The 23,650-nt window shown below is 39.0% G+C and carries 29 protein-coding genes and 2 pseudogenes; 25 read left to right on the forward strand and 6 right to left on the reverse strand.

Translation table 11 applies throughout. The features are described 5' to 3' along the window. Positions 1-156 precede the first annotated feature (156 nt). The 6 genes and pseudogenes from N4G44_RS01915 to fabG all read left to right on the forward strand — a co-directional run bounded on the left by N4G44_RS01915 (position 157) and on the right by fabG (position 4,494). Positions 157-1,005: a hypothetical protein gene (locus N4G44_RS01915; RefSeq protein ID WP_474924388.1), complete on the forward strand. Its 849-nt coding sequence runs from the start codon at positions 157-159 to the stop codon at positions 1,003-1,005. Positions 1,006-1,255: 250 nt separating this feature from the next. Next, on the forward strand, positions 1,256-1,393 hold the full coding sequence (locus N4G44_RS01920) for a hypothetical protein (RefSeq protein WP_474924389.1): 138 nt from the start codon (positions 1,256-1,258) through the stop codon (positions 1,391-1,393). 2 nt (positions 1,394-1,395) lie between these two features. Further along, positions 1,396-2,069 (forward strand): annotated as a pseudogene (rsmI, locus tag N4G44_RS01925) (16S rRNA (cytidine(1402)-2'-O)-methyltransferase). A gap of 5 nt (positions 2,070-2,074) precedes the next feature. Continuing rightward, entirely contained in the window at positions 2,075-2,851 is a 777-nt protein-coding gene (locus tag N4G44_RS01930; RefSeq protein WP_474924390.1) for a hypothetical protein, read from the forward strand. Then, positions 2,787-3,578, forward strand: coding sequence for a WG repeat-containing protein (locus N4G44_RS01935; protein ID WP_474924391.1), 792 nt, complete (start codon positions 2,787-2,789; stop codon positions 3,576-3,578). The genes N4G44_RS01930 and N4G44_RS01935 overlap by 65 nt, the downstream gene beginning before the upstream one ends. Before the next feature lie 172 nt (positions 3,579-3,750). Beyond that, the gene (fabG, locus tag N4G44_RS01940) at positions 3,751-4,494 is read left to right on the forward strand and encodes a 3-oxoacyl-[acyl-carrier-protein] reductase (RefSeq protein ID WP_474925028.1); all 744 of its coding nucleotides are present in this window, start codon (positions 3,751-3,753) and stop codon (positions 4,492-4,494) included. Between the two features lie 122 nt (positions 4,495-4,616). On the opposite strand, the gene N4G44_RS01945 is transcribed toward fabG, so the two are convergent. Beyond that, positions 4,617-5,657: a GMP reductase gene (locus N4G44_RS01945; protein ID WP_474924392.1), complete on the reverse strand. Its 1,041-nt coding sequence runs from the start codon at positions 5,655-5,657 to the stop codon at positions 4,617-4,619. 70 nt (positions 5,658-5,727) lie between these two features. Here N4G44_RS01945 and N4G44_RS01950 point away from each other — a divergent pair, with 70 nt between their 5' ends. Genes N4G44_RS01950 through N4G44_RS01960 form a run of 3 tightly spaced genes read left to right on the forward strand, consistent with a single transcriptional unit; the run spans position 5,728 to position 8,114 of the window. Further along, the gene (locus tag N4G44_RS01950) at positions 5,728-6,498 is read left to right on the forward strand and encodes a prolipoprotein diacylglyceryl transferase (protein WP_474924393.1); all 771 of its coding nucleotides are present in this window, start codon (positions 5,728-5,730) and stop codon (positions 6,496-6,498) included. Continuing rightward, positions 6,473-6,700: a hypothetical protein gene (locus tag N4G44_RS01955; RefSeq protein ID WP_474924394.1), complete on the forward strand. Its 228-nt coding sequence runs from the start codon at positions 6,473-6,475 to the stop codon at positions 6,698-6,700. The genes N4G44_RS01950 and N4G44_RS01955 overlap by 26 nt, the downstream gene beginning before the upstream one ends. A gap of 10 nt (positions 6,701-6,710) precedes the next feature. Beyond that, positions 6,711-8,114, forward strand: coding sequence for a radical SAM protein (locus N4G44_RS01960; protein ID WP_474924395.1), 1,404 nt, complete (start codon positions 6,711-6,713; stop codon positions 8,112-8,114). A 121-nt stretch (positions 8,115-8,235) separates the two neighbouring features. Here the strand turns inward: N4G44_RS01960 and N4G44_RS01965 are convergent, their stop codons facing one another. Continuing rightward, the gene (locus tag N4G44_RS01965; protein ID WP_474924396.1) at positions 8,236-8,901 is read right to left on the reverse strand and encodes a GNAT family N-acetyltransferase; all 666 of its coding nucleotides are present in this window, start codon (positions 8,899-8,901) and stop codon (positions 8,236-8,238) included. Next, positions 8,901-9,671, reverse strand: a complete 771-nt coding sequence (surE, locus tag N4G44_RS01970) for a 5'/3'-nucleotidase SurE (RefSeq protein ID WP_343611221.1) — start codon at positions 9,669-9,671, stop codon at positions 8,901-8,903. The genes N4G44_RS01965 and surE overlap by 1 nt, the downstream gene beginning before the upstream one ends. Before the next feature lie 144 nt (positions 9,672-9,815). Between surE and N4G44_RS01975 the strand changes: the two genes are divergently transcribed. Beyond that, positions 9,816-10,334: a hypothetical protein gene (locus N4G44_RS01975; protein ID WP_474924397.1), complete on the forward strand. Its 519-nt coding sequence runs from the start codon at positions 9,816-9,818 to the stop codon at positions 10,332-10,334. Further along, positions 10,253-11,943 (forward strand): annotated as a pseudogene (locus N4G44_RS01980) (carboxy terminal-processing peptidase). Before N4G44_RS01975 ends, N4G44_RS01980 begins: the two are co-directional and overlap by 82 nt. Positions 11,944-11,997: 54 nt before the next feature. On the opposite strand, the gene N4G44_RS01985 reads toward N4G44_RS01980, so the two are convergent. Next, complete coding sequence (locus N4G44_RS01985) at positions 11,998-12,501, reverse strand: superoxide dismutase family protein (protein ID WP_474924398.1); 504 nt, start codon at positions 12,499-12,501, stop codon at positions 11,998-12,000. 148 nt (positions 12,502-12,649) lie between these two features. Between N4G44_RS01985 and N4G44_RS01990 the strand changes: the two genes are divergently transcribed. From N4G44_RS01990 to N4G44_RS02045, 12 genes are all read left to right on the forward strand, one after another. Then, positions 12,650-13,072: a helix-turn-helix domain-containing protein gene (locus tag N4G44_RS01990; protein ID WP_474924399.1), complete on the forward strand. Its 423-nt coding sequence runs from the start codon at positions 12,650-12,652 to the stop codon at positions 13,070-13,072. Positions 13,073-13,083: 11 nt separating this feature from the next. Continuing rightward, positions 13,084-13,389: a GyrI-like domain-containing protein gene (locus N4G44_RS01995; RefSeq protein ID WP_474924400.1), complete on the forward strand. Its 306-nt coding sequence runs from the start codon at positions 13,084-13,086 to the stop codon at positions 13,387-13,389. After that, positions 13,386-13,550, forward strand: a complete 165-nt coding sequence (locus N4G44_RS02000) for a GyrI-like domain-containing protein (protein WP_474924401.1) — start codon at positions 13,386-13,388, stop codon at positions 13,548-13,550. The genes N4G44_RS01995 and N4G44_RS02000 overlap by 4 nt, the downstream gene beginning before the upstream one ends. A 92-nt stretch (positions 13,551-13,642) precedes the next feature. Next, complete coding sequence (locus N4G44_RS02005; RefSeq protein WP_474924402.1) at positions 13,643-15,718, forward strand: TonB-dependent receptor; 2,076 nt, start codon at positions 13,643-13,645, stop codon at positions 15,716-15,718. Between the two features lie 29 nt (positions 15,719-15,747). Beyond that, entirely contained in the window at positions 15,748-15,885 is a 138-nt protein-coding gene (locus tag N4G44_RS02010; RefSeq protein WP_474924403.1) for a hypothetical protein, read from the forward strand. Between the two features lie 81 nt (positions 15,886-15,966). Then, positions 15,967-16,620 carry a hypothetical protein gene (locus N4G44_RS02015; RefSeq protein WP_474924404.1) on the forward strand — a complete coding sequence of 218 codons (654 nt, stop codon included), beginning with the start codon at positions 15,967-15,969 and terminating at the stop codon, positions 16,618-16,620. A gap of 131 nt (positions 16,621-16,751) precedes the next feature. Further along, on the forward strand, positions 16,752-18,080 hold the full coding sequence (locus tag N4G44_RS02020; RefSeq protein WP_474924405.1) for a 2TM domain-containing protein: 1,329 nt from the start codon (positions 16,752-16,754) through the stop codon (positions 18,078-18,080). Then, the gene (locus tag N4G44_RS02025; RefSeq protein ID WP_474924406.1) at positions 18,067-18,369 is read left to right on the forward strand and encodes a 2TM domain-containing protein; all 303 of its coding nucleotides are present in this window, start codon (positions 18,067-18,069) and stop codon (positions 18,367-18,369) included. The genes N4G44_RS02020 and N4G44_RS02025 overlap by 14 nt, the downstream gene beginning before the upstream one ends. A gap of 179 nt (positions 18,370-18,548) precedes the next feature. Beyond that, positions 18,549-19,118, forward strand: a complete 570-nt coding sequence (locus N4G44_RS02030; protein WP_474924407.1) for a methyltransferase family protein — start codon at positions 18,549-18,551, stop codon at positions 19,116-19,118. Positions 19,119-19,265: 147 nt separating this feature from the next. Further along, positions 19,266-19,562 carry a 2TM domain-containing protein gene (locus N4G44_RS02035; RefSeq protein ID WP_040993027.1) on the forward strand — a complete coding sequence of 99 codons (297 nt, stop codon included), beginning with the start codon at positions 19,266-19,268 and terminating at the stop codon, positions 19,560-19,562. Positions 19,563-19,619: 57 nt separating this feature from the next. Further along, complete coding sequence (locus N4G44_RS02040; RefSeq protein ID WP_474925030.1) at positions 19,620-19,859, forward strand: 2TM domain-containing protein; 240 nt, start codon at positions 19,620-19,622, stop codon at positions 19,857-19,859. Between the two features lie 45 nt (positions 19,860-19,904). Continuing rightward, the gene (locus N4G44_RS02045; RefSeq protein ID WP_474924408.1) at positions 19,905-20,648 is read left to right on the forward strand and encodes a LytR/AlgR family response regulator transcription factor; all 744 of its coding nucleotides are present in this window, start codon (positions 19,905-19,907) and stop codon (positions 20,646-20,648) included. Positions 20,649-20,799: 151 nt separating this feature from the next. On the opposite strand, the gene N4G44_RS02050 is transcribed toward N4G44_RS02045, so the two are convergent. Next, positions 20,800-21,210: a hypothetical protein gene (locus N4G44_RS02050; RefSeq protein ID WP_474924409.1), complete on the reverse strand. Its 411-nt coding sequence runs from the start codon at positions 21,208-21,210 to the stop codon at positions 20,800-20,802. 274 nt (positions 21,211-21,484) lie between these two features. Continuing rightward, complete coding sequence (locus N4G44_RS02055) at positions 21,485-21,694, reverse strand: hypothetical protein (RefSeq protein ID WP_474924410.1); 210 nt, start codon at positions 21,692-21,694, stop codon at positions 21,485-21,487. Between the two features lie 100 nt (positions 21,695-21,794). Here N4G44_RS02055 and N4G44_RS02060 point away from each other — a divergent pair, with 100 nt between their 5' ends. Further along, positions 21,795-23,351, forward strand: a complete 1,557-nt coding sequence (locus N4G44_RS02060; protein ID WP_474924411.1) for an SPFH domain-containing protein — start codon at positions 21,795-21,797, stop codon at positions 23,349-23,351. Then, positions 23,318-23,644: a hypothetical protein gene (locus tag N4G44_RS02065; protein ID WP_474924412.1), complete on the forward strand. Its 327-nt coding sequence runs from the start codon at positions 23,318-23,320 to the stop codon at positions 23,642-23,644. The genes N4G44_RS02060 and N4G44_RS02065 overlap by 34 nt, the downstream gene beginning before the upstream one ends. Positions 23,645-23,650 lie beyond the last annotated feature (6 nt).

The following is a 23,650-nucleotide window of genomic DNA, read 5'->3' on the forward strand; positions in this document are numbered from 1 at the left end:
CAAGCAGGATCTTGTAGATGAGCTTGCGAACAGGATCTCTTTTTAAGGCTTCTGGAAAAAAACATTGAGTATTTTATAACAGATCATCCACAGCAGAATGTAGAGAATCAGCATGTTTCTTTAAGTTCGGATGATGTACATGAATCTCATCATGAAGTGACGGAAGAAGAGGCCATTTTTAATAATGAATTTAATGAAATTGATGAAAACGAGAATGAAAATTATTCAGGAACATCAGCAGATGAAGAGGAAAAATTCAATCATCAGCTCGATGAGATCGTAGAAAATGAATTCCATGAAAACATGGTGAGTTTTGTGGAAGAAAACTATGGTCAGGAAACGGCTGTTCAGGAAAAGACTCCTCACAACAGCATTACGGAAGAAGAAGCGGTTTTCAATAACCAGCTGAATGAAATTGATGAAAACGAAACTTTCAATGCCAGTGAAAAAGTCTTCAGTTTTATAGACGAAGAAAGAGTTCTTGCAGATGCGAAACCTGATAATGATGAAGATCTGAATGAAGATTTATTTATTAATGAATTGACAGAAGAAGAGGCGGTTTTTAACAATCAACTCAATGAAATTGATGAAGATGAAGAGATAGTTTCACATGAAACAATTGCTTCAGATGACCTGCTGAAAGAAGAACCAACGCATAAAGAAACTGCAGATAAAGCCAGAGAACAGGCAGAAAGAATCCCAAGCATATTCGATCCGGAAATGATGGAAGATGAAATCCTGATTGAGGAAAATGAAGAACAGTTCCTGGTGAACAGCGCTGGTATTGACCAGGGTGAAATGCTTACGGAAACATCCAATGTAGAGGGAATTCTGAGTGAAATAAAACATGACGTTCCTTCCGAAGAAAAAGAAGAGACGATTCTGGCAGAAGTGTACGACAGAAGAAAAATCGTTGAAATAGATAAACCTCTTTCGGAAAAAGAAAAACATGCTTCCGATGAAAGCTTCGAAGATCTGGATGCTTATCAGCGGGAGAAAAAATAAAACTCGCCAACATCAAAGGTCTGAAGGTAGTACAGAGCCTTTTTGATGACGATCCTCTTGAAAGAGAGGTCCCTAAGGAAAAACCTGTACCCGAAGTAAAGGAAGATACAGGAAGCATCCTTAAAACCAACATTCCTACCAATTTTATGGAAGCTGATAAGGTAAAACCTGAGTTCAGACTGGATCTGAATGACAGGATTGCTTTTTCAAAAATGCTGTTTGGGGAAGCCAGTCGGATCTTAACGAAACGGTGACCCGCCTGAACGGATTTAGAAATCTGGAAGAAGCAAAAGAATATCTCAGCGATCTTTATTACGAAAGAAAGTGGAGTAAGGTAGATGAATATGCCCAGAGACTCTGGATATTGGTAGAAAATAAATTCTTATAATTTTGAGCGGAATCTTATATTTTGTTCCCACACCCGTCGGGAACTTAGAAGATATGACCTTCAGGGCGATAAAAGTCCTTAAGGAAGTTGATTATATTTTGTGTGAAGACACTAGGACATCAGGAATACTTTTAAAGCATTTCGAGATCTCCAAACCTTTAAAATCCTATCACCTTCATAACGAACATCAGGCCACCGAAAAAGTGATCGGTGATCTTAAAAACGGGCAGAACATTGCCATTATTACAGACGCAGGAACTCCCGGAATTTCAGATCCGGGCTATCTTCTGGCCAAAGCAGGATCCGATAACAATATCGAAATGATCTGCCTTCCCGGAGCAACAGCCTTAATTCCGGCACTTGTGGTTTCAGGACTTCCGAACAATGAATTTCTTTTTGCAGGGTTTCTTCCTCAGAAAAAGGGAGACAGACCAAGCTTAAACAGCTTGCAGAAGAAAAAAAGACGATTGTTTTGTACGAAAGCCCACATAAGATCAATACTACTCTGGAGCAGATCAGAGAATTCTTCGGCGAAGAAACAAAAGCAAGCCTGAGCAGGGAAATTTCCAAAAAGTTTGAAGAAACCAAACGCGGAACAATCGGTGAATTAATAGAATTTTCCAAAAGTAAAACTTTAAAAGGAGAGATTGTTCTTATTGTAAATAACTCTATTTAAAACCATTGAAAAACTTAGTTTTTGCACTGTGCTCATCAGTGTGTATGGCCCAGACCAATCAGTATACCAAGATTCTTTTGTCCAAAAAGATCGGAAAGGAAGTAGGTTCCTATTCAGGAGGATATGGAACCGTATATGATCCCGGAACAAAAACAGAAGGTATTGTAGACTCACTGGGAAATATAACCTTTGAATCCCGGAACAACATTTCACATATCTTTAAAAACAGGTTCATCCTTACTTCTCAGGAATCCGGCAGAAGAAAATCAACTGTTATTGATGAAAAAGGAAATCAGCTCCTTCCTTTAGATGAACAGACATTCAATACGCCTTGGCTTAGCGATGAACGTATCATTTCTTCAAAAGGAGGAAAAGAAGCGGTTTATGACTATAATGGAAAGCAGATCATCCCTTATTCAGACAGAATTCAGTTTTCAGGGGAAGACCGTTTTTTTGTTCTGAAAGATAAGCAGTGGTTTCTTTATGACCATGAAGGGAAACAAGTCAGCAACAGAGGTTTTAAATCGGATTTTCACTTCGAGAACGGAAGAGCTTTGATCATCAATGAAGCCAATGAAAGCGAAATCATAGGAAAAGATGGGCAAACCCTGCACAAATTTTCCAGACAGGTTTACAATTCAGATGCTTACCCTTACCTGATTACCAAAAACAAAGCAACGGGCAAGTACGGCCTTGTTGATACTGAAGAAAACATTCTTGCTGAGGAGGTTTTTGATGAGGCTTCCCGGAATATTTTGGAGAGAAAAAATATATTTATCTGAGAAAAAAGGGAAAGCTACCATTTTCAGTAAGGAAGACCGGAAGCTTTATCCAGCGGATTTCAAATACCTGACCCCATTGTTTGGGCACCTTTTCAGTGTTTACAATGATAAGACACGTAAAACCGGAATCGTTAATCTGCAGGGAGAAATTATTTATCCTCAGGAATATGATTTCATCCAGAATTTCAGCATTTCAGGCAAAGATTTTATTTACCTTAAAAAAGCAGAACAAGAACAGCTCCTGGATAAAGATCTGAAGAATATTCTGGAAGAAAATACCCGGATTATTGCTTTTTATCCGGACCGGCTGATCATTAAAAAACAAGAAAATTATTATCAGTTTTCTGTATTGGACAAGTCTGCTTCTGTATTGAAAGATATTGTTTTCATCAAAGAACAGCTTCCAGATTTTTTCAATATTTTCAATCTCTACTCGAAACCTGTTGTCTGCAGAAACAGCAGTGGTATGTATGGAATAATAGATGAAGAAGGGAAGGAGATTGTTCCTTTTATGTATGACGATATTATTGCCTTTGAAAATTCTGAGAACGAATTTGTCGTAAAGAAACAGAATAAATACGGGGTTTTGAACTTTCAGAATGAACCTTTGAAGGATATTGTTTATGACAAATACGACTGGCAGAAAGAAGTATTGAGGCTGGATAAGGATAAAAAAACCGATATTCTTTATTTCACAAGATTCAAGAATAAAGGGAACCGTCTTTGAAATATGACAAAAAACAGAGAAAAAAATTCACTAATTTGATGATTTCAAATGTATTGAATAACAAATTATAATATCTTTGCGGACTGATTAATTTGTATAAAATTAAATATGCTAAATTGCCGTTTTTTAAAGACGGAAGTATTTACCAAGAATATAATTATCAAGAGATATGATGAAACTATTAGAAGGAAAAGTAGCACTAATTACCGGAGCTACAAGAGGAATCGGAAAGAAAATCGCTGAAATGTACGCTGAACAGGGTGCAAAAGTAGCATTTACTTATGCCGGCTCTGTAGAAAAAGCCAAGGAATTGGAAGCAGCTTTAAGTTCTGTAACCCAGATCAAAGGATATCAGTCTGACGCATCAGATTACGATGCAGCTCAAAAGTTAATCGATGATGTAATGGAAGAGTTCGGAAAAATTGATATTCTGATCAACAACGCAGGGATCACAAGAGACAACCTGCTGTTGAGAATGACCAAAGAGGACTGGGACAAAGTAATGAGAATCAATTTGGATTCGGTATTTAACCTTACAAAAGCGGTGATCAAACCAATGATGAAAGCTAAATCAGGATCTATCATCAATATGACTTCCGTAGTTGGGATCAGCGGAAACGCCGGACAATCCAATTATGCAGCTTCTAAAGCCGGAGTGATAGGGTTTACAAAATCTATCGCACTGGAGTTAGGATCGAGAAATATCAGATGTAATGCTGTTGCACCTGGATTCACTGAAACTGAAATGACTGCCGATCTGGATGAAAAAACACTTCAGGCCTGGAGAGACAGAATTCCGATGAAGAGAGCCGGGCAGACAACCGACGTAGCCAATGCCTGTGTATTCTTAGGAAGCGATATGGCTTCTTACATTACAGGACAAACCCTGAACGTAGACGGCGGAATGCTGACTTAAAAATAAAACAAAGTAAAACAAAACCGGCTGTACATCACTTGTACAGCCGGTTTTATTTCTGCCAAATTAAAAAAATCTGCGCAATCTGCAAAATCAGCGAGAGCCTGATTTACTCTAAGATATCAATCTTTAAATATCTGGTTCTCCTGCTCCTGAACCCTGATAAAAGTAGTCCTCTTAGACAATTCTTTCAGTTTGGAAGCTCCTACATAAGTACAGGTAGAACGCACTCCGCCCAAAATATCTTTTACCGTTTCCGAAACAGGACCTTTATAAGCTGCCTTCACCGTTTTCCCTTCCGAAGCACGGTATTCTGCCACGCCTCCCGAATGTTTATCCATTGCTGTTTTTGAACTCATTCCATAGAACAAACGGTATTTTTTACCATTTTCTTCTATGATTTCACCGCCGCTTTCATCATGTCCGGCAAACATTCCGCCCAGCATTACAAAATCAGCGCCTCCACCGAAAGCTTTGGCCACATCCCCGGGAACTTTACAGCCTCCGTCAGCAATAATATGTCCTCCAAGGCCATGGGCTGCATCAGAACATTCTATAATTGCAGAAAGCTGCGGATAACCTACTCCTGTTTTCACCCTTGTTGTACATACTGAACCAGGTCCGATGCCGACTTTAATAATATCAGCACCTACCAGAAGAAGCTCTTCCACCATTTCCCCGGTAACCACATTCCCAGCCATGATAATCTTATCAGGAAAATTAGCCCTTGCCTTCTTCACAAATCCAACGAAATGCTCGGAGTACCCATTGGCTACATCTATGCAGAGAAACTCGATTTTTGGGTGCTTTTCGAGGATCGTTTTAAGTTTTTCTTCATCAGCCTGGCCGGTACCGGTACTCAGTGCAATATACTGGTAAATACTTTCGGGCTGGCTGTCCAGAAACCGGCTCCATTCTTCCGGTGTATAATGCTTGTGAACGGCTGTAATGATTTTGTCTTTGGCAAGTTCTACGGCCATCTCAAAAGTTCCTACCGTGTCCATATTGGCTGCAATCAGGGGAACACCGTTCCATTTCTTTTTGGTATGTCTGAAAGTGAACTCCCTTTCGAGGCTTACTTCCGAACGGGATTTTAAAGTAGAACGCTTTGGTCTGAACATCACATCTTTAAAACCTAGTTTTATATCATTTTCTATTCGCATTTTGATGAATTTGTTTGTTGTTTAAAAATTAAAATTAGTAATTTACCTTAAATATACTACTTTTGATAGGATGGATTTCCCTGTTACTTTTCAGATTTTTGGTAAAACGGTTCTTGCACATCCCGTATTTGAGACGCTGGGGATTTTTCTCGGGATGCGTTTTTATTTTTACTTAAAAAGGCAATCTACCGAAAAACTGTCTTTCAATACTTCCGCAGCGGTACTTATCGGGGCAACGGCAGGAGCTTTAATCGGTTCAAAACTTATTGGAAACCTGGAAAACCCTTATGTATTATTCGAAAATTTCAGCTTTAAAAGATTTTGGACCAACAACACCATTGTGGGCGGTCTGGCATTTGGACTGATCGGGGTTGAACTGGCTAAAAAGATAGTAGGCCACAAAGAAAGTACCGGGGATTTGATTGTTTACCCTTTGATATTAGCCATGATCATCGGCAGAATCGGCTGTTTTCTTACCGGAGTCCACGAAGAAACTTATGGTTTGCCCACTACATCAATATTCGGAATGCATCTTGGTGATGAATACTTACGACATCCGGTAGCGCTTTATGAAATTGCTTTTCTGATTATTTTATGGATCTGTTTAAAAAGGATAGAGAACAAAAGAAAATATCCTTCGGGCTTTATTTTTCAGGTATTCATGCTGAGTTATTTTACATTCAGGTTCTTTTTGGATTTTATTAAACCTAAAATCGGGATCATCGGAAATTTGGGAACCATTCAACTGGTATCTCTTTCGGTGATTATTTATTACATTTATAAAATTAAAAACACCATACAATTAAATTATGAAAATGCTGACACTTCTGGAAGTTGGTAACCTTGGCGGTCTGGTCGTCATGATTATCGGGATAATCATCGTGGTTGCTTTAGCTATTTCGCTGGTTGTAACCCTGGTCGCAAAAGTTATTTATGAGTGGAATAACGACAGGAAATTTACAAAAAAACAATTCTGGCAGACGATGCTGATCTCTTTGTTGATTTGTGGCCTGATCAGCGGTTTTATTTGTGGAGGAATGTAAAAATGAAATTATGCCGGTAAGAAATTATACCTATTACGATTATACCATCAGTCTTTGTCCCGAATGCCTGAAAAGGGTTGGAGCGAAGATCATTATTGAGGATGAAGCAGTCTTTATGACCAAAAGATGCCCTGATCACGGTTTCTTTAAGACCATGATTGCTTCAGATGTTCAGTATTACAAAAATATCAGGAACTATAATAAAGCTTCTGAAATGCCCGTTCATTTCGGAACCGATGTGGAATATGGCTGTCCGTACGATTGTGGTTTGTGCGTAGATCATGAGCAGCACAGCTGTCTTTCTATTGTGGAAGTTACCGACCGCTGTAATTTGACGTGTCCTACCTGTTATGCAATGTCTTCACCGCATTATGGAAGTCACAGAACTTTAGAGCAGATAGAAGCCATGTTCGATACCATTGTTAAAAACGAAGGCGAGCCGGATGTTGTACAGATCAGTGGGGGCGAGCCTACGATTCATCCCGAGTTTTTTAAGATTATGGATATCGCCAAATCGAAACCGATCAAACATTTGATGCTCAATACCAACGGTATCCGTATTGCCAATGATCCCGGTTTTGCAGAGAAACTGGCAACTTATGCCCCGGAATTTGAAATATATCTTCAGTTTGATTCTTTTAAACCAGAAGTTTTGCAAGATTTCAGAGGAAAAGATTTAACGGATGTCCGGATGAAAGCTTTGGAAAAATTAAATGAATTAAATCTTTCCACAACCTTGGTTATCGTGCTTCAGAAAGGAAAAAACATCGACGAAATTGGAAAATTAATAGATTTTGCTTTAAAACAGAAGTGCGTGCGCGGGATTACCTTCCAGCCGGTTGAGGTAGCCGGAAGAAATAGGGAGGATTCTGCCCACGAGAAAATTACTTTGACAGAAGTAAGGCAGGAAATTTTAAATCAGTTTCCACTTCTGAGCGCCGATGATATTATCCCCGTTCCGTGTAATCCGGATGCTTTGGCAATGGGCTATATTTTGAAACTCGAAGGTGAAACCATTCCTCTTACCAGATACATCAACCCTGCCGATTTGCTGAATAATGAAACAAGAAATACTATTGTTTACGAACAGGATACAGGATTGCAAATGCAGCTTTTAGATATTTTCAGCACCGGAATTTCTGTGGATAAAGTTCAGCCTAAAGTGAACCAGTTATTGTGCTGTCTACCTGAAGTTTCAGCTCCTAATTTAGATTATGACAACCTCTTTAGAATTATCATCATGAATTTTATGGATGCCCACGATTTTGATGTGCGTGCCATCAAAAAATCTTGTGTACACATTGTCAATAAAGATTTAAAAATGATTCCTTTCGAGACCATGAATTTGTTTTACAGGGATGATAAAATTAAATATCTTGAGGAATTGAGAAAAGAGGATAAAATTTTGTTTTAAAAGTGATTTCCCACAGATCTCTCAGATCGCACAGGTTTTTATGCTCAATCATCTGTAAAATTTGTGAGATCTGTGGGAAAATAAAATAGGATAGCACTTATAATAAAAAAGAGCGGGAAAATTACCTTTTCACGCCCCACAAGTTTATTTTTCCTCTGTGCATAAAGCCAAGCTTTTCATAGAGTATTTTAGCCCCTGTATTGCTTTCTGCCACATGCAGGAAAGGTGTTTTTCCATCCTCAAAGATCTTTCCGGAAACAAAAGCCACCAGCTGTTTCGCCAGGCCTTTTCCCAGGTGATCCGTATCTGTAATCACAGCACTTACCTCCGTCATATCATTCATCTGCATCCTTTCGCCTGTTACAGCCACTAATTGGCTATCTTTAAAAATGCCGAAATAGCGTCCTAATTCAGGAGTTCTTGCTTTAAAGTAGTAAGGATAAAACTTCATCACAAATGCCAGAAGTTCACCATGATTTTCTTCTTTCAGCTCAATAATTTCCTCTGTGAAATCAATATTAATCGGGTTCTCCAGAACATACTGATCACATACAAGTTGTGACAGATCCGTTTTTGAGTTCCCCAAATCAGGTTTTGCCCCGAAAATCAGAAAATCGTCACAGATCTTTGCATATTCTGTAATGTCTTCTGCTCTTGAAACCATTGCTGCACCGCCAAAAGAGGCTACTTCAGGGTCATAAAATTTAGTGTCCCCGAAGTTTAAGCAGAACTTTTCGTGATATTCATTAAGTGAATGATAAACAGGGTTGTCTAGTTTGCTGTACATCAGTTGAAATTCATTACCTCTTCAAGGGTTTTCATGTATTCATAGGCTGTAAGATCAAACTTCACAGGAACAATTGAAATATATCCGTTCGCCAATGCCGTTTCATCAGCATCTTCAGAATCATCCATATTGTTGAAATATCCTGTCAGCCAGTAATATTTCTTTCCGTGGGGATTCACCCTTTCGTCAAAACTTTCTTCCCATTTTGCATTGGCCTGCTTGCAGACTTTGATGCCTTTTATTTCAGCGGCTGTAAGCTTAGGAATATTAACGTTCAGAACAATTCCTTTTGGCATTGGGTTTTCCAGGGTTCTTCTTACAATATTCTGGATATGTTCTTTTGCCTGGGTAAAATCTGCTTCCCAGCTGAAATCAAGAAGGGAGAATCCTATAGCAGGAATTCCTTCCACACCTGCTTCTACGGCCGCAGACATGGTTCCGGAATAAATGACATTAATAGATGAGTTAGCTCCGTGGTTGATTCCTGACACGACAATATCCGGTCTTCTTGTAAGAATTTTGTCAAGAGCCATTTTTACACAGTCTACAGGTGTTCCACTGCATGAAAAATCTGTCTGAGGCCCTTCAAGGGTTACTTCTTCATAGCTTAAAGTAGAATTGATGGTAATAGCGTGGCCTTTTCCACTTTGGGGAGAGTTGGGAGCAACAACAACAACATCTCCTATTTCGTTCATGAATTGTATAAGGTTTCTGATACCGGGTGCGGTGATTCCATCATCATTAGTAACCAGAATAAGTGGTCTTTCCATAAAAAAATTTAATTTTAACAAAAATACTTAAAACTATCCGATAATTATAAATAAGGTATTAAATTTGATAGTTTGTAACAGCGAATTAATTGCTGCTACTAATTGTAGTATAAATTTTAAAAAAAATTAATAAAAAGACAGTTTATGTGGAAAAATTTCAAACTGAATAAATTTTTACTCTTAATTCCATTGACAAGTCTAATGTTTTGTTTCAACTCGCCAAAGAATGACGATGAAAAGATGCAGACGATTATGGTGAGCGTAAAGAATACACTTTCTTATTTACATTACAGCCCGAAACCCATCAATGATGCCTATTCCAAGGACGTTTATAAACATTATTTCGAACTGGTAGATCCTGCAAAAAGATACTTTCTGCAGTCGGATATGGACGAATTCAGCAAGCATGAGACCAAGCTTGATGATTATATCGGCCAGGGTGACCTTACATTCTACAAGCTGACGATCGACAGACTTTATCAGAGAGTGGACGAGATCGATAAGATTACTCAGGATATTTTCAACAAACCTATCAACCTTCAGGAAGATGAATCGCTGACCCTTGAGCCTAAGCTTAAAAAGTGCCTGCCAGCAAACAGGAACAGTATAACGAATGGAGAAAGTATATTAAATACAACATTCTTCAGGAGATCGAGTCTATGAACAGCAAGGAAGAAGCCCAGAAAGAAAAGAAAGATTCTGTTCAGAAGTATAAGCTCAAAGACACCATCAAATATCAGCCGCTTAACCAGGATCAGAAGATCAAAAAAGCAACTGATGAGGTGAAAGATCTGGTAAAAGATACCTTTACAAGATTCAAAAAGAGAAAGAAAATGGATTGGTTTACCGTGTATATGAATGCCTATACCGAAGTATTCGATCCGCACACCAACTATTATTCTCCAAAAGATAAAGAAGATTTTGATACTCAGTTTACCGGAAAAGTGATCGGTATCGGAGCTCTGATCCAGGAGAAAAAAGGAAATCTTTTCCTTGGAGCTTTAACGATCGGGGCACCGGCCTGGAAATCCAAACAGCTTTCAGAAGGAGATAAAATCCTGAAAGTAAGATCAAAACCGAAAGAAGATGCCGTAAATGTAGTGGGAATGCTTTCTGATGAAGCTGTAAGACTTATCAGAGGTGAAAAAGGAACACCGGTAACACTGACGGTTCAGAAAAAAGACGGAACGATTAAGGACGTAACGATGATCCGTGAAGAAGTAGCTATTGAAGATACATTCGCGAGAAGTATCGTAGTGAATTCTCCAAACGGAAAGAAATATGGATTCATTAACCTTCCAAGCTTTAATGCTGATTTTGAGGATGCTAAAGGAAGAAATGCTTCTGACGACATCAAAAATGAGATCATCAAGCTTAAGCAACAGAACATCGAAGGAATCGTTCTTGACCTTAGAAACAATGGTGGGGGATCATTAACCGAAGTAGGGGATATCATGGGACTTTTCATGGATGCAGGACCATACGTACAGGTGAAAGACGGAAACGGAAAAATCCAGACTCTGAAGAACAAAAACGAAACTCCGATCTGGACAGGTCCTTTAGTGATCATGCAGAACGAACTTTCCGCTTCGGCTTCTGAGATCTTAGCCGGTGTGATGCAGGATTACGGAAGAGCAATGATCATCGGCTCTCCACAGTCTTTCGGGAAAGGAACAGTACAGACTTTTGTAGACCTGAACAGATTCCTGAATACAGAAGATGATTTCGGATCTTTAAAACTGACGATCCAGAAATTCTACAGAATCACAGGAGAATCTACCCAGAGAAAAGGAATTGTTTCCGATATCCAGATGAAAGACTTCTTTACGTATGCTGAGGTAGGTGAGCGATATGATGATTATGCTTTGGCCTGGGATAAAATTCCAAGCACAAACTTCCAGAAACTGAACTATTTCAATATTCAGGCACTTGAAAAAGCAAGCGCAGACAGAATGGCTAAAAACAGTAACTACCAGTTATTGCTTGAATCTGCACAGTGGAGAGAAAAGCTGGATAAAGAAGAGACCATCACTCTTAACATCAACAAATTCAATGAACTGATGAAGCAGAGAAAAGCTCAGATCGAGAAATTCAAAGCGTTAAGCAAGTTTGAAAACGGTCTGAAGTTTATGATGTATCCAAGTGAAGTGGAAAGAGAGAAAAAGACGAAGCATTTAAGAAGAAATCTGAAATGTGGATCAAAAATCTGAAAAAAGACCCATACTTACAGGAAGCTATGAACATCGTTTCCGATATGGGAGCTAAATCATAAAAACAAAAAAACCGCTGATGAAGATCAGCGGTTTTTTTTATGAATAATAAAGAATTATTTAATTTCTACACATCCCACTCTTCCGCCTGCGTTTCCGGTAGGCTGAGTATGGAAATCATCTGCTGCTGCATGTACAATAAGCCCTTTCCCAATGATGTTTTTAGACTCATCTGCACAGCCCAGGCACCATTTGGTTGTTTTGAAGGTAAGGACAGCTTTTCCGCTTGCGTCAGCAGTAAGGTTTCCTATATCTCCCATGTGGAAATGCTCGGCACCCCATTTTCCGTGGTCGTCTTTAGCGGGGTTCCAGTGTCCGCCTGTAGAAGTTCCATCGGCTGCAGAGCAGTCTCCTTTCTCGTGAATATGCACCGCATGAATACCTGGAGTAAGATTGGTAACTTCAAGTTTCATGGTCACTTCTTCCCCTTTCTGGGTAAACTTGGCTGTTCCGCCCGTCTGAGTTCCGCTCTTAGCGTTAACCGTGTACGTTTTTGTCGTGCAGCATGAAGCCGCTAAAAATGCACACCCCGCCAGTAATGCTAATGTTTGTCCTTTCATTTTTAAATGATTTAAAGTGATTTTAACGATAAATTTAAAAAACATTTTCCAAAGCACTTTATGATTTCAGCCCTTTTTTTCGAAAACAGCAATATCTGACAAGCGAAACAGGATGGATCTTAATATCTTTACTGATCAGTATTTTTAAATGGAAGAGCACAAAAAAAGAATCATTAAGGCAATTGCATACATTGATAATAATCTGGATGCGGATTTATCCCTGGAAAAAATGGCAGGCATTGCCATGTATTCTTCCTTCCATTTTCACAGGATTTTTAAGCTCATTACCGGCGAAACCCTCCAAAATTATATCATTAGAAAGAAAATAGAAAAAAGCGCTTTTTACCTGGCTGTAAAGAAGGATATTGAAATCAAAGACCTCTATCTGGATCTCGGATTTTCCAATCATTCCGTTTTCAGCAAGACCTTTAAAAAATATTATGGAATATCGCCGACTGCCTTCAGGAATTCCGCACCCGAAACTTTTCACAAGATTTTACAGATACAGAGCAAGAACGGACAAATGGATACGGTTTTCAGCCAATACATTTGCAGTATAGAAACCTGTTAAACTGGACCAGAATGAATTTAAAAATCGAAGTAAAAGAATTGCCGGAAATGAATCTGGCTGCCATAATGAGTTTAGGAATTGCCAATGTGGAACCTTCTTATGACGTTCTCGTAGACTGGGCAAAAAAGAAGCAGTTGTTTCCCCGTGAGAACGTTAAAATGATCTCCGTTTATCATGACAGCTTTAAAGTAACTCCGCCGGACAAGGTGAGAATCCATGCATGTATGCTTCTGGATAAAAATCTTGAGAAACAGGAAGGGCTGGTATTTCCGGAAACCATACATGCCGGAAAGTTTATTGTAGGAAGCGGGAAGTGACCCTTCACGACTTTGAGCAGTGCTGGGTTTCTCTTTTTTTATGGATGAATGAGCACCATTATTCCATAAGAAAAGCATTTCCGTTTGAGATCTATCATTCCAACTTCAAGGAGCACCCGGAAGGCAAGATGATCGTGGATTTTTGCATCCCGGTTCATTAATTTCCCATTCAGAAGCCAAACTATGCCTTTCAGTAAGAATTATTTTAAAGAAAGGCATATTCCGTATTATTTTTGATCCGAAAATTAACTCCATGAAAACACTAGGAAATAAACTTTTACTGCTGGTTGCTTTTCTATCCTTCATCGCAGGATATTCGCAGATCAGGATCTCAGGAAAAGTGACGTTTAAAAGTAAAGGCATTGGCGAAATAAATGTCACGTTAAAAGACACTTATGACGGTGCCACAACAGATGCTCAAGGGAATTTTTCCTTTGAAACTTCGGAAAAAGGAAACCACATCCTGACTTTTACCCATCCGAAATACCAGCAGGTAGAAAAAGCTGTTGTTATTGATAATCAGGATATTTCAGTCAATACAGAACTTAAAGAGCAGATCAGTGAGATTGATGCTGTGGTGGTTTCCGCAGGATCTATTGAAGCCAGCGATAAAAAAAGAGCCACAGCCCTGCTGACGCCTATTGATATTTATACTACGGCAGGAGCGGACGGACAGATTTCTTCAGCTTTAAATTACCTTCCGGGCGTTCAGAAGGTTGGGGAAACCGAAGGCCTTTTCATCAGGGGAGGTACAGGAACAGAATCCAAGATCTTTATGGACGGTAGCCTGATCAACAATTATTTCTCGAATTCAGTTCCGGGAATTGCAGGAAGAGACCGTTTCAACACCTCTCTTTTTAAAGGGAATATCTTTTCAAGCGGCGGATATTCTGCATTATACGGTCAGGCACTTTCAGGAGCTCTGATGCTTGAAAGTGTTGATCTTCCGGACCAAAGCTCTTATGACTTTGGGATATCACCTATCTTTCTGAGTGCAGGATTTCAGAAGCTGGGAGAAGATAAAAACCATTCTTTCGGAGCTACTTTAGGCTACTCACTTTTAAGCGCTATGCAGAAAGTTTTTAATTTCAATACAGATTTCATTGATGCCCCTCAGGGCTTAAACGGCGATTTTAACTTTAGAATTAAAACAAAATCCGGCGGATTCCTGAAATATTATGGAATGTACGATTCCAATAAAATGGGGGTAAGAACTGAAAGCCTGGAACCGGAATACGATTTTGCACTGGTAAGACTGAAAGGGAAAAACACCTACCATAACCTGTCTTTTAAACAGAAATTCGGGAAATATCTTCTGAATGCAGGAACCTCTTACTCCTACAACAGATCCGATCTTAATTTTTCTACGGAAACCAATGATTCAGAATCAGGCAGAACTGAGCTTTTAACGGACGGAAACTACATCAACTTTAAAGCGGTTCTTGAAAGAAAAATCAATAAGATCAGTGCAGTGAGAGCCGGTTTTGAATTGAATAATACCAATGAGAACCTGAATTTCGGAGAAGTACAGAAAAATTATAAAGATCTTATCTCATCTGTGTTTGCAGAAACCGATCTGGGATTCAGCAATGCGCTGTCTGCCAAAATAGGAGTGAGGGCTGAAAACTCTTCTTATTTAGGAAAAAGCAATATTGCACCCCGTTTCGCACTGGCTTACCGCCTGGCAAAAGACTGGACGACCTCCTTTGCCTACGGATTATTTTATCAGAATCCTGAAAGTAAATATATCAACTGGCCTGCAGATCTTGATTTTCAGAAATCCCAGCATTATATTTTTCAGGTCCAGAGAGCATCAGAGGGAAGAAGCCTTCGTTTTGAGGCCTTTTACAAAAAATACGACCAGCTGATCAAAACATTCAATATCACACCGGATAAAGAGCAGAACCAGCAGGTACAGACCGCTTTGAATAATAACGGCTATGGTTATGCAAAAGGACTTGAGCTGTTCTGGAGGGATAAAAAGACCTTTGAAAACATAGATTACTGGATCAGCTACTCCTTCCTGGATTCAAAGAGAGATTTTATCAACTATCCCGTGAGCCTGAAACCGAATTTTGCTTCCGCACATACCCTTTCTGCGGTAGCTAAAAGATTTATCCCGGAATGGAAATTAGGAGTCAATTTATCTTATACCTATTCCAAAGGACGGCCTTATTATGATATTGCTACAAAAACTGAAAATAACAACGCCGTCAATTATATCAGGAATGAAGGAAGACTGAAAGATTATAATGCCTTAAACATCAGCTTTAATTATCTTCCGAATCTTGGAAAAAAGACGCTAAAGCTTTCACCGTATTTGTATTGAGTGTTTCCAATGTTTTGGGTTCAAAAAATGTGTATGGATATAATTTTTCCATGGACGGATCCAGAAGTTCGGCAGTCGTTCCACCGGTCAATACCTTTGTATTCATAGGGGCGTTCATCAGCTTTGGTGTCGACAAAACGCAGGATGCCATCAACAATAATTTATAAAAAAGTAATAACGGAGATCATAGATAATGACAAAATACATAACTTCGGACAACAAATTAACTAACAAGAAAAATTGATATAATGAAAAAATACCTTTTAAGTTTTGCTTTAGCTTTTATGAGTTTAACAGCTTTTGCACAGGCAGATTACGAAAAAGTAATGGCTGAAAAAATCGCTAAAATAGAAACCTGTAAAACCCCTGAAGAATTCCAGACTCTGGCTAATGATTTCCAGAGAATCGGAAGTAAGGAGAGCTCAAAATGGCTTCCTCCATACTATGCAGCCTTCTCCCAGATCCAGAAAGGAAGACTGATGATGAGAAACGGGAATATGCAGGCTCTGGATGAAACTGCCGAACAGGCAGACAAATATCTGGCATCTGCCCAGAATCTTGCAGGCGCTGACAATGCAGAGATCCATTTGCTGAAAAAAATGGTTGCCTCTTTAAGAATGATGGTGAACCCGGCACAGCGTTATATGACGGACGGCGCCAAAGCTACGGAAGAAATGGGAATTGCAGAAAAGCTGGACCCTTCAAACCCGAGAATTGCTCTTATCAAGGCAGAAGACACTTATTTTACTCCTGAACAATACGGAGGAAGCAAAACTAAAGGATTGGAAATGTTTAAACAGGCCATTACCAAGTTTGATGCTTACAAACCCAAGACAGCTTTAGACCCGAACTGGGGCAGAGCAGAAGCGGAATATTTCATCAATATGCCTAAGGCAGAATAATAAAAGAAACCCTAAACCTTCCTTACACGGAAGGTTTTTTTATGCCGTTCAGGAAACAAAATCTGCCCTTCGGTAAAAAATAATTTCAGATACCTTTATTAAAGATTAATTTTGAGCTAAGAAAACGGATCATGAAACGCAAATACTTTATTTCATTACTTTGGATATCATTGGGAACAGCGCTGTTCTTCTTTTTGTTCTTTAATGAAAGGACTTTAAAGAGCTTTATAATGACACTGCTGCTTTCCACGATGTATTCCTTTGTACTGGGAGTAGGAAACGGCCTGATTAATGATTTCCTCAATAAAAAGTTTCCCTGGTCCGAAACAACGCGAACAAGAGCTATTTTGAGTATTATTTCCATTATTATCGGGAATTTTATCCTCGTGTATTTCTGTAATTATATGAATTATGTTGTGATTCAGAAAGTGGCAACTACAGAAGAGTTCTTTTCCAAAAAATATGGCGTTACCAATTGGTTCATGATTAATATCGCCCTTCTTATTTCCGCATTTCTTCATGCAAAAGGCTTTATGGAAGAGCTGAAGAAGACTTCACGGAAAGAAGTGGTAGAGCAGAAACTCATCGCAAAATCTGCCAATGCCCAGTTTGAAAGCCTGAAAAACCAGCTGGATCCTCACTTTCTCTTTAATTCCCTGAATGTACTGAGCTCACTTATTGATGAAAATCCCGCTCAGGCTCAGAAGTTTACCGCTTCAATGTCAAAGATTTACCGTTATGTGCTGGAGCAGAAAGATAAAGAGCTGGTTACTGTAGAAGATGAGATAGAATTCGCAAAAACCTACTGTGATCTTTTAAAAACCAGATTCGAGGATAGTGTGGACTTTATTTTTGATGTTAAAAAAGAAGATTACAGGAGATATGTAGTTCCGCTTTCCCTTCAGCTTTTACTGGAAAACTGTATCAAGCATAATTTTGCCACCTCTTCAAAACCTTTGGTGATTAAAATATTTTCGGATAATGATATGCTTTGTATTGAAAACAACCTTCAGGCAAGGGAGCAGATGAAAGAGAGCGCCGGGATTGGTCTGGCCAATATTGTTCAGCGTTATGCTCTGCTTACCAAGAAAAATGTTTTTATTGAAAAATCGGAGGATTATTTTAAAGTAAAAGTTCCGATACTTGTCAGTAAGCCGAACAGTACCAGCGTAAAGAGCGAAGATGAAAATGGATCTTACGAGAAAGCCAGGAAAAGGGTAAAAGAGCTGAAAAGCTTTTATGCCAATTTAATTTCCTACTGTACAGTGATCCCTTTTTTAATTATTATCAACCTTGTGACTTCATCCAAAGATCTGTGGTTCTACTATCCGATGCTGGGATGGGGTATCGGCCTCGCTTCTCATGCATTCCGTGTATTTGGGGTCGGAGAATCCTGGAAAGAAAGGAAGATCCGGGAAATTATGAACAAACAAAAAAACAGTGACCATGAAAGATTATGATGAAAATGATATCCGGTACCAGCAGGCAAAAAGGCAGGTAGAACGGTTAAGCAGATTTTACAGGCACCTGTTCATCTATATTGTTGTAAATATTTTGATTGTTTTCTATAATTGTAAACATTTAGATCCCGGGGAGAGCTATTTCCAGTTCAAAAACTTCTTTACAGCCACCTTTTGGGGGATTGGACTGGTAGCTCATGCAATAAGCGTTTTTCTGCCCAATGTCGGCTTTGTCAGAAATTGGGAAGAGAAAAGGATTAGGAAGGAGATGAAGAAGAATAAGGAGTAATTAGGCGAAAAAGCTGAAGGGTAAAAAGGCTAAATTGCCTATGTCCTGAGAAAAATAAGAAGTTTTTTCCATCTGATAATAATTTTAATGCGGTCAGAAGTATAAGGACCAGATAAGCCCTTTTACCTTTTCACCCTTTCGCTATTTTACCATTTGCCCATTTACCAAAAAACTAAAAAATGAATCCACTACAAATTTTGTTCACCGTTTCAATGGTCGCCTGGTTTCTCACCGAGATCCTCTACAAGAATATCCTGAAATCCGGAAAAGGAGACAGTAAGGATAAAGACAAATCAACCCTGAATATTCTATGGATTGCTATTCCATTTTCCATTGCAGCTTCAGTTACAGTTTCTTATGTGACCAGATTTCCGATCGCTGAAGGCGAATGGATTTTATACTTAGGGGAAGCTTTTATCCTTATTGGGATTATCTTCCGGTTTATCATCATCAGATCTTTAGGGAAATACTTTACAGTGGATGTGACGATAAAACAGGATCACCAAATCAAAAAAGAAGGATTTTACAAATATTTAAGGCATCCTTCCTATGCATTTTCCTTGTTAACTTCTTTAGGATTAGGATTATACCTTAATAACTGGATTTCTTTGATATTGGCTGTTCTGCCACCGTTTTTAGCCTTCATTTACAGGATTAAAATTGAAGAGCAGGCCCTTATAGAAAAATTCGGAGAAGAGTATCTGGAATACAGGAGAACTACAAAAAAACTGATACCGTTCATTTACTGATCAGGTGTAATAAGAGGCATTTAATCCCGCTTTTTACCATTCAGTAATCATATTCTACCATTCGGTCATATAAAGTTGATAAGAGCCTTGTTTCTGACCTACCTTTGATTCAACAAAAACAGCAAACCAATCTTTAAATTAAAAATTATGGAAACAATAGGATACACAAAAGAAACATTAGCTTACGAAAAAGCAGCAAAAAGAGTAAAAGAACTGAAAGGGTTCTACGGAAACCTTACTTCATATTGTTTGGTCATTCCATTCCTGCTTGCCCTGAATCTTCTTACTTCTCCCCAACATTTATGGTTTTACTGGCCGATGCTGGGATGGGGAATCGGGATCGTAGCTCATGCAGTCAATGTTTTCGGAATAGGGAAAGAATGGGAAGAAAGAAAGATCCAGGAACTGATGAAACAGGAGAAAAACAATACAAAAACATTATAATAACCTTTAAATTTTAATAATCATGGATTACAATAACGCATACGAAAGAGTCAGCCAATTAAAAAATTCTATAAAAACCTGTTTTGGTTTGGAATAGTAACCGGGTTTATTTTTCTTGATGATATTTTTGAAAGCGGGACCATTAATTTCTCTTTATTCGACGGATCTGTCATCCTTTTGATATGGGGAATCGTTTTAATGGTAAAAGCAGTAAAACTATTCCTTTTGGATACAGAATGGGAAAACGATATCATAGAAAAAGAAATGAAAAAGAGCAAAAAGAATATTGACTTTTAATCTTTCCGTTTTTTATCTAATTTTATCCCTGCTAAAACAATAACCATGATCAAGACTGTCATTATTGAAGATGAAAAACCCGCCTCAAGGAAGCTGGAAAGAATGCTCAGCAGTTTCCCTGAAATAGAAGTGGTTGCCAAAATAGAATCGGTAGAAGAAGGAATAGCCTGGTTTTTCGAAAATGAACATCCACAGCTTATTTTTTCCGACATCGTTCTTGGAGACGGTTTATCCTTTGATATCTTTGAAAAAATACCCACCAAAGGGTTTATCATTTATACCACAGCTTTTGATCAGTATACCCTGAAAGCATTTAAGCTGAACAGCATCGATTATCTTTTGAAACCTATCCTGGAAGAAGATCTTTCCGGAGCGGTAGAAAAGTTCAAATCATTCATACCGGCAAGCAATACAACAGGTTCCGAAGATATCAAGCAGTTGATCAGGAAAGAAAAATCTACCCTGTCCAGGGTTCTGGTGAAAATAGGGTATAACCTGAAAATTGTTCAGACCCATGAAATAAGCTGTTTTTTCAGTGAAAATAAGATTGTGTATCTTCAGACAGCAGAACGCGTTTATCCCTCAGATTTCACACTGGATGAGCTGGAAGATATTCTGGATGAGAAAAAATTTTTCAGGGTAAACAGGCAGTTTATTATCAATTCGGATTACATAAAAAACATTCATACCTCTCCTTATTACAAAGTAGATATGGAATTTCAGCCTCAGGAAGAGATCACCGTCAGCCGGGACAGGGTAAAAGATTTTAAGGAATGGCTGGTAGGCTAGAAGATAGATATTAGATTTAAGACATCAGATATCAGATGTCAGATGTCAGATCTTAATAACCACAGCTATAATATCTCATAACTTTAGACCTTAGACCTTAGACTATAAACCCTAAACTTTAAAACCCCGAATCCCGTACCCCGCACCGTATCTACCTGTAATCTATCCTGTTAGATTCAGTATCTTCAAGTTGTTTAACAATGGATTCCGGGATTTCATCACTGTCAATCGGAAAGCTGATAGAGTCTGCAATAAAGGTCTTTCTGTCTGCTTTCTGAAATATTTCAAACAGGGCAATAGGCTCCTGGTTAAAACTGATACACGTACTTATAAAATGCAACTCATGGAGCTTATATTCTGGATTTTTGAGCTTTTCCTTGATATCTTTTATCCTTGAGATAAAATGTCTCTGGCGGATGAAGGTATTACTGTTCATGATAATGAATACATAATCAGAATAGGCCGTCACCTTCCCGAAATACTTATGGTGATCTCCGCCGCTTCGCTCAATATAGTATTCCCCGAAGTCTCGGATTTGTAGATTTCCATTGCTGAACGCCATATACGGTCGTCCTTTGCTTCCGATGGATTATCTGGCAAATTCCTGTTGTAAGAGTACCAGCAGCCCACCAGACGGTCCAGAAGGACAGTATTCTGCTTCACATTATCCATATCAATTCTCAGATCGTTAAAATTGAAAGTTCCTGTGTGGGAATTGATAAAATCAATATAATTTGAATATCCCAGGACTTTAACGATAAGACTTAATTTCGCCAGATTTGGCTTGCTTAAAATCGAATTTTCGTTGTGGTAATATTTCTTTAGTTTGTTAATAATCAGGTGTTCATAAAGGTAATTCGAACCCAGGACATCAGCTGCTTTTTTATACCTTTCTCCTCATTGTCGCTGACGATGAGGTCATTAATTTCTGCCACGATATAGGACCATTCCGTTTTCGTAACATCTTCCCAATGATTCTTCTTTAAAAAATGCAGACTGAGAAAATTCATCAGTTTCTCAAGATGCAGAATGTCTTCCTTTTTCATAAGGCTAATGTAAGATTTTTTTAAAACTAAAAAATACTATTGCAAGACTTTTATATTTTAAAATCCATGAAAATTTGAATACAAAACGAAAATAAATATCATGGAAGTAGAAAACATCTTACAGTCGCCCTGGTTGATCCCGGGAGGTATCATTATCGCAAGTCTTTTATTTTATAAATTCATTTTACGGGTCTTTTTCGGGCTGGTTATTATTCCCGAAGATAAAATAGGACTTGTCACCAAAAAATTTGTACTGTTGGGAAAGCAGGAATTACCGGAAGGCAGAATCATTGCCACAAACGGAGAAGCTGGATTTCAGGCCCAGACCTTGGCTCCGGGAATTTATTTCTGGAAATGGATCTGGCAGTATTCCATCCACTTTCAGCCTTTCACCATTATTCCGACAGGAAAAATAGGATTGGTATTGGCAAAAGACGGTAAAGAGCTGGAAACAGGAAGAATTCTGGCCAGAAAAGTGGAATGTGATTCCTTTCAGGATGCAGAAGCATTTTTGAAAAACGGAGGAAGAAAAGGCAGGCAGACTGGAGTCATCGCACCGGGATCATACAGGATCAATACCTTTTTATTTGAAGTTTCTTTATCGGATATGACTCAAATTCCGGATAATGCCGTGGGAATTATCACAACATTGGAAGGAAAACCATTGGAAGAAGGACAGATTGCAGGAAAAATAATAGAAGAGCATAATAAATTTCAGGATGTAGATGCTTTTTTGAATAACGGAGGTTATAAAGGCTTACAGGAGCAGGTGATTTTAGCCGGCTCCTATTTTTTGAACCCTTGGTTTGTTATCCTGGAAATGGTAAAAATGACAGAAATCCCGATCGGTTCCGTAGGCGTTGTGATCAGCTATGTAGGAAATGAAGGAAAAGACCTGAGCGGAATAGAGTTTAAGCACGGAAATATTGTGGAAAGAGGCTGTAAAGGAGTCTGGGCGGAAGCATTGGGGCCGGGCAAATATCCTATCAATCCTTACATTATGAAAACAGAGCTGGTTCCTACGACCAACCTTGTGCTAAACTGGGCATCGGCCAGAAGCGAAGCCCATCAGCTGGACAAAAACCTTTCAACCATTACAGTACGGAGTAAAGACGGTTTCCCTTTCAACCTGGATGTTTCCCAGATCATTCACATTCCTTCCAATGAAGCGCCTAAAGTGATTGCCCGTTTCGGGAATATGATGAACCTTGTGGGACAGGTTTTGGAGCCTACCATCGGGAATTACTTCAGGAATTCAGCCCAGGACAGTGATGTAATCGCTTTTCTCGGAACCCGTAAAGAGCGCCAGCAATCGGCAAGGGAACACATCAGCAATGTCCTGGAACAGTATAATGTTTCAGCAGTCGATACGCTGATCGGGGATATCGTTCCGCCTGAAACCCTGATGAAAACCTTGACAGACAGGAAGATAGCAGAAGAACAAAAGACCACATTTGAAGTCCAGAAACTGGCGCAGGAAACCCGCCAAAGCCTTGAAAAGGAAACTGCAGTCGCAGATATCCAAAAAGAAATAGTGACAGCCGACCAGGGAGTATTGATTGCAGAAAGGGTTGCCGCTGCTGCTGTGAAAAAGCCAATGGGGAAGCGGAAAAAACAAGGTTATTGGCCAAAGCCAATTCTGAACAGATCTCTTTAATGGGTAAAGCCGAGGCAGAAAAGATCCTGGCCATCGGGAAATCCAATGCAGAAGCTTATAAGCTCTCGGTAGAGGCAATGGGAGAAGATAATTTTACCCAGCTGAAAGTGATGGAATCTATTGCTAGCCAGAACGTTAAAATAATGCCGGATGTGCTCATCGGAGGAAGCGGAGATTCTGCAAACGGAGGCATCAGCGGGTTGCTTGGGCTGAAGCTTTTAGAACAATTAGATGCAAAGAAGCCGGTAAAAAGACCGGAAAAAAGAAATTTTGATGACACCTCCCAGGATTAGTTATTC

This window comes from Chryseobacterium sp. GTID13 (assembly GCF_056172655.1).

What these genes read in the sequence shown, in the direction of transcription:
- fabG (WP_474925028.1), top strand. Translation starts at nt 3,751, where the DNA reads ATGAAACTATTAGAAGGAAAAGTAGCACTAATTACCGGAGCTACAAGA.
- N4G44_RS01945 (WP_474924392.1), bottom strand. Translation starts at nt 5,657, where the DNA reads ATGCGAATAGAAAATGATATAAAACTAGGTTTTAAAGATGTGATGTTC.
- N4G44_RS01950 (WP_474924393.1), top strand. Translation starts at nt 5,728, where the DNA reads ATGGATTTCCCTGTTACTTTTCAGATTTTTGGTAAAACGGTTCTTGCA.
- N4G44_RS01955 (WP_474924394.1), top strand. Translation starts at nt 6,473, where the DNA reads ATGCTGACACTTCTGGAAGTTGGTAACCTTGGCGGTCTGGTCGTCATG.
- N4G44_RS01960 (WP_474924395.1), top strand. Translation starts at nt 6,711, where the DNA reads ATGCCGGTAAGAAATTATACCTATTACGATTATACCATCAGTCTTTGT.
- N4G44_RS01965 (WP_474924396.1), bottom strand. Translation starts at nt 8,901, where the DNA reads ATGTACAGCAAACTAGACAACCCTGTTTATCATTCACTTAATGAATAT.
- surE (WP_343611221.1), bottom strand. Translation starts at nt 9,671, where the DNA reads ATGGAAAGACCACTTATTCTGGTTACTAATGATGATGGAATCACCGCA.
- N4G44_RS01975 (WP_474924397.1), top strand. Translation starts at nt 9,816, where the DNA reads ATGTGGAAAAATTTCAAACTGAATAAATTTTTACTCTTAATTCCATTG.
- N4G44_RS01985 (WP_474924398.1), bottom strand. Translation starts at nt 12,501, where the DNA reads ATGAAAGGACAAACATTAGCATTACTGGCGGGGTGTGCATTTTTAGCG.
- N4G44_RS01990 (WP_474924399.1), top strand. Translation starts at nt 12,650, where the DNA reads ATGGAAGAGCACAAAAAAAGAATCATTAAGGCAATTGCATACATTGAT.
- N4G44_RS01995 (WP_474924400.1), top strand. Translation starts at nt 13,084, where the DNA reads ATGAATTTAAAAATCGAAGTAAAAGAATTGCCGGAAATGAATCTGGCT.
- N4G44_RS02005 (WP_474924402.1), top strand. Translation starts at nt 13,643, where the DNA reads ATGAAAACACTAGGAAATAAACTTTTACTGCTGGTTGCTTTTCTATCC.
- N4G44_RS02015 (WP_474924404.1), top strand. Translation starts at nt 15,967, where the DNA reads ATGAAAAAATACCTTTTAAGTTTTGCTTTAGCTTTTATGAGTTTAACA.
- N4G44_RS02020 (WP_474924405.1), top strand. Translation starts at nt 16,752, where the DNA reads ATGAAACGCAAATACTTTATTTCATTACTTTGGATATCATTGGGAACA.
- N4G44_RS02025 (WP_474924406.1), top strand. Translation starts at nt 18,067, where the DNA reads ATGAAAGATTATGATGAAAATGATATCCGGTACCAGCAGGCAAAAAGG.
- N4G44_RS02030 (WP_474924407.1), top strand. Translation starts at nt 18,549, where the DNA reads ATGAATCCACTACAAATTTTGTTCACCGTTTCAATGGTCGCCTGGTTT.
- N4G44_RS02035 (WP_040993027.1), top strand. Translation starts at nt 19,266, where the DNA reads ATGGAAACAATAGGATACACAAAAGAAACATTAGCTTACGAAAAAGCA.
- N4G44_RS02045 (WP_474924408.1), top strand. Translation starts at nt 19,905, where the DNA reads ATGATCAAGACTGTCATTATTGAAGATGAAAAACCCGCCTCAAGGAAG.
- N4G44_RS02050 (WP_474924409.1), bottom strand. Translation starts at nt 21,210, where the DNA reads ATGGCGTTCAGCAATGGAAATCTACAAATCCGAGACTTCGGGGAATAC.
- N4G44_RS02055 (WP_474924410.1), bottom strand. Translation starts at nt 21,694, where the DNA reads ATGAAAAAGGAAGACATTCTGCATCTTGAGAAACTGATGAATTTTCTC.
- N4G44_RS02060 (WP_474924411.1), top strand. Translation starts at nt 21,795, where the DNA reads ATGGAAGTAGAAAACATCTTACAGTCGCCCTGGTTGATCCCGGGAGGT.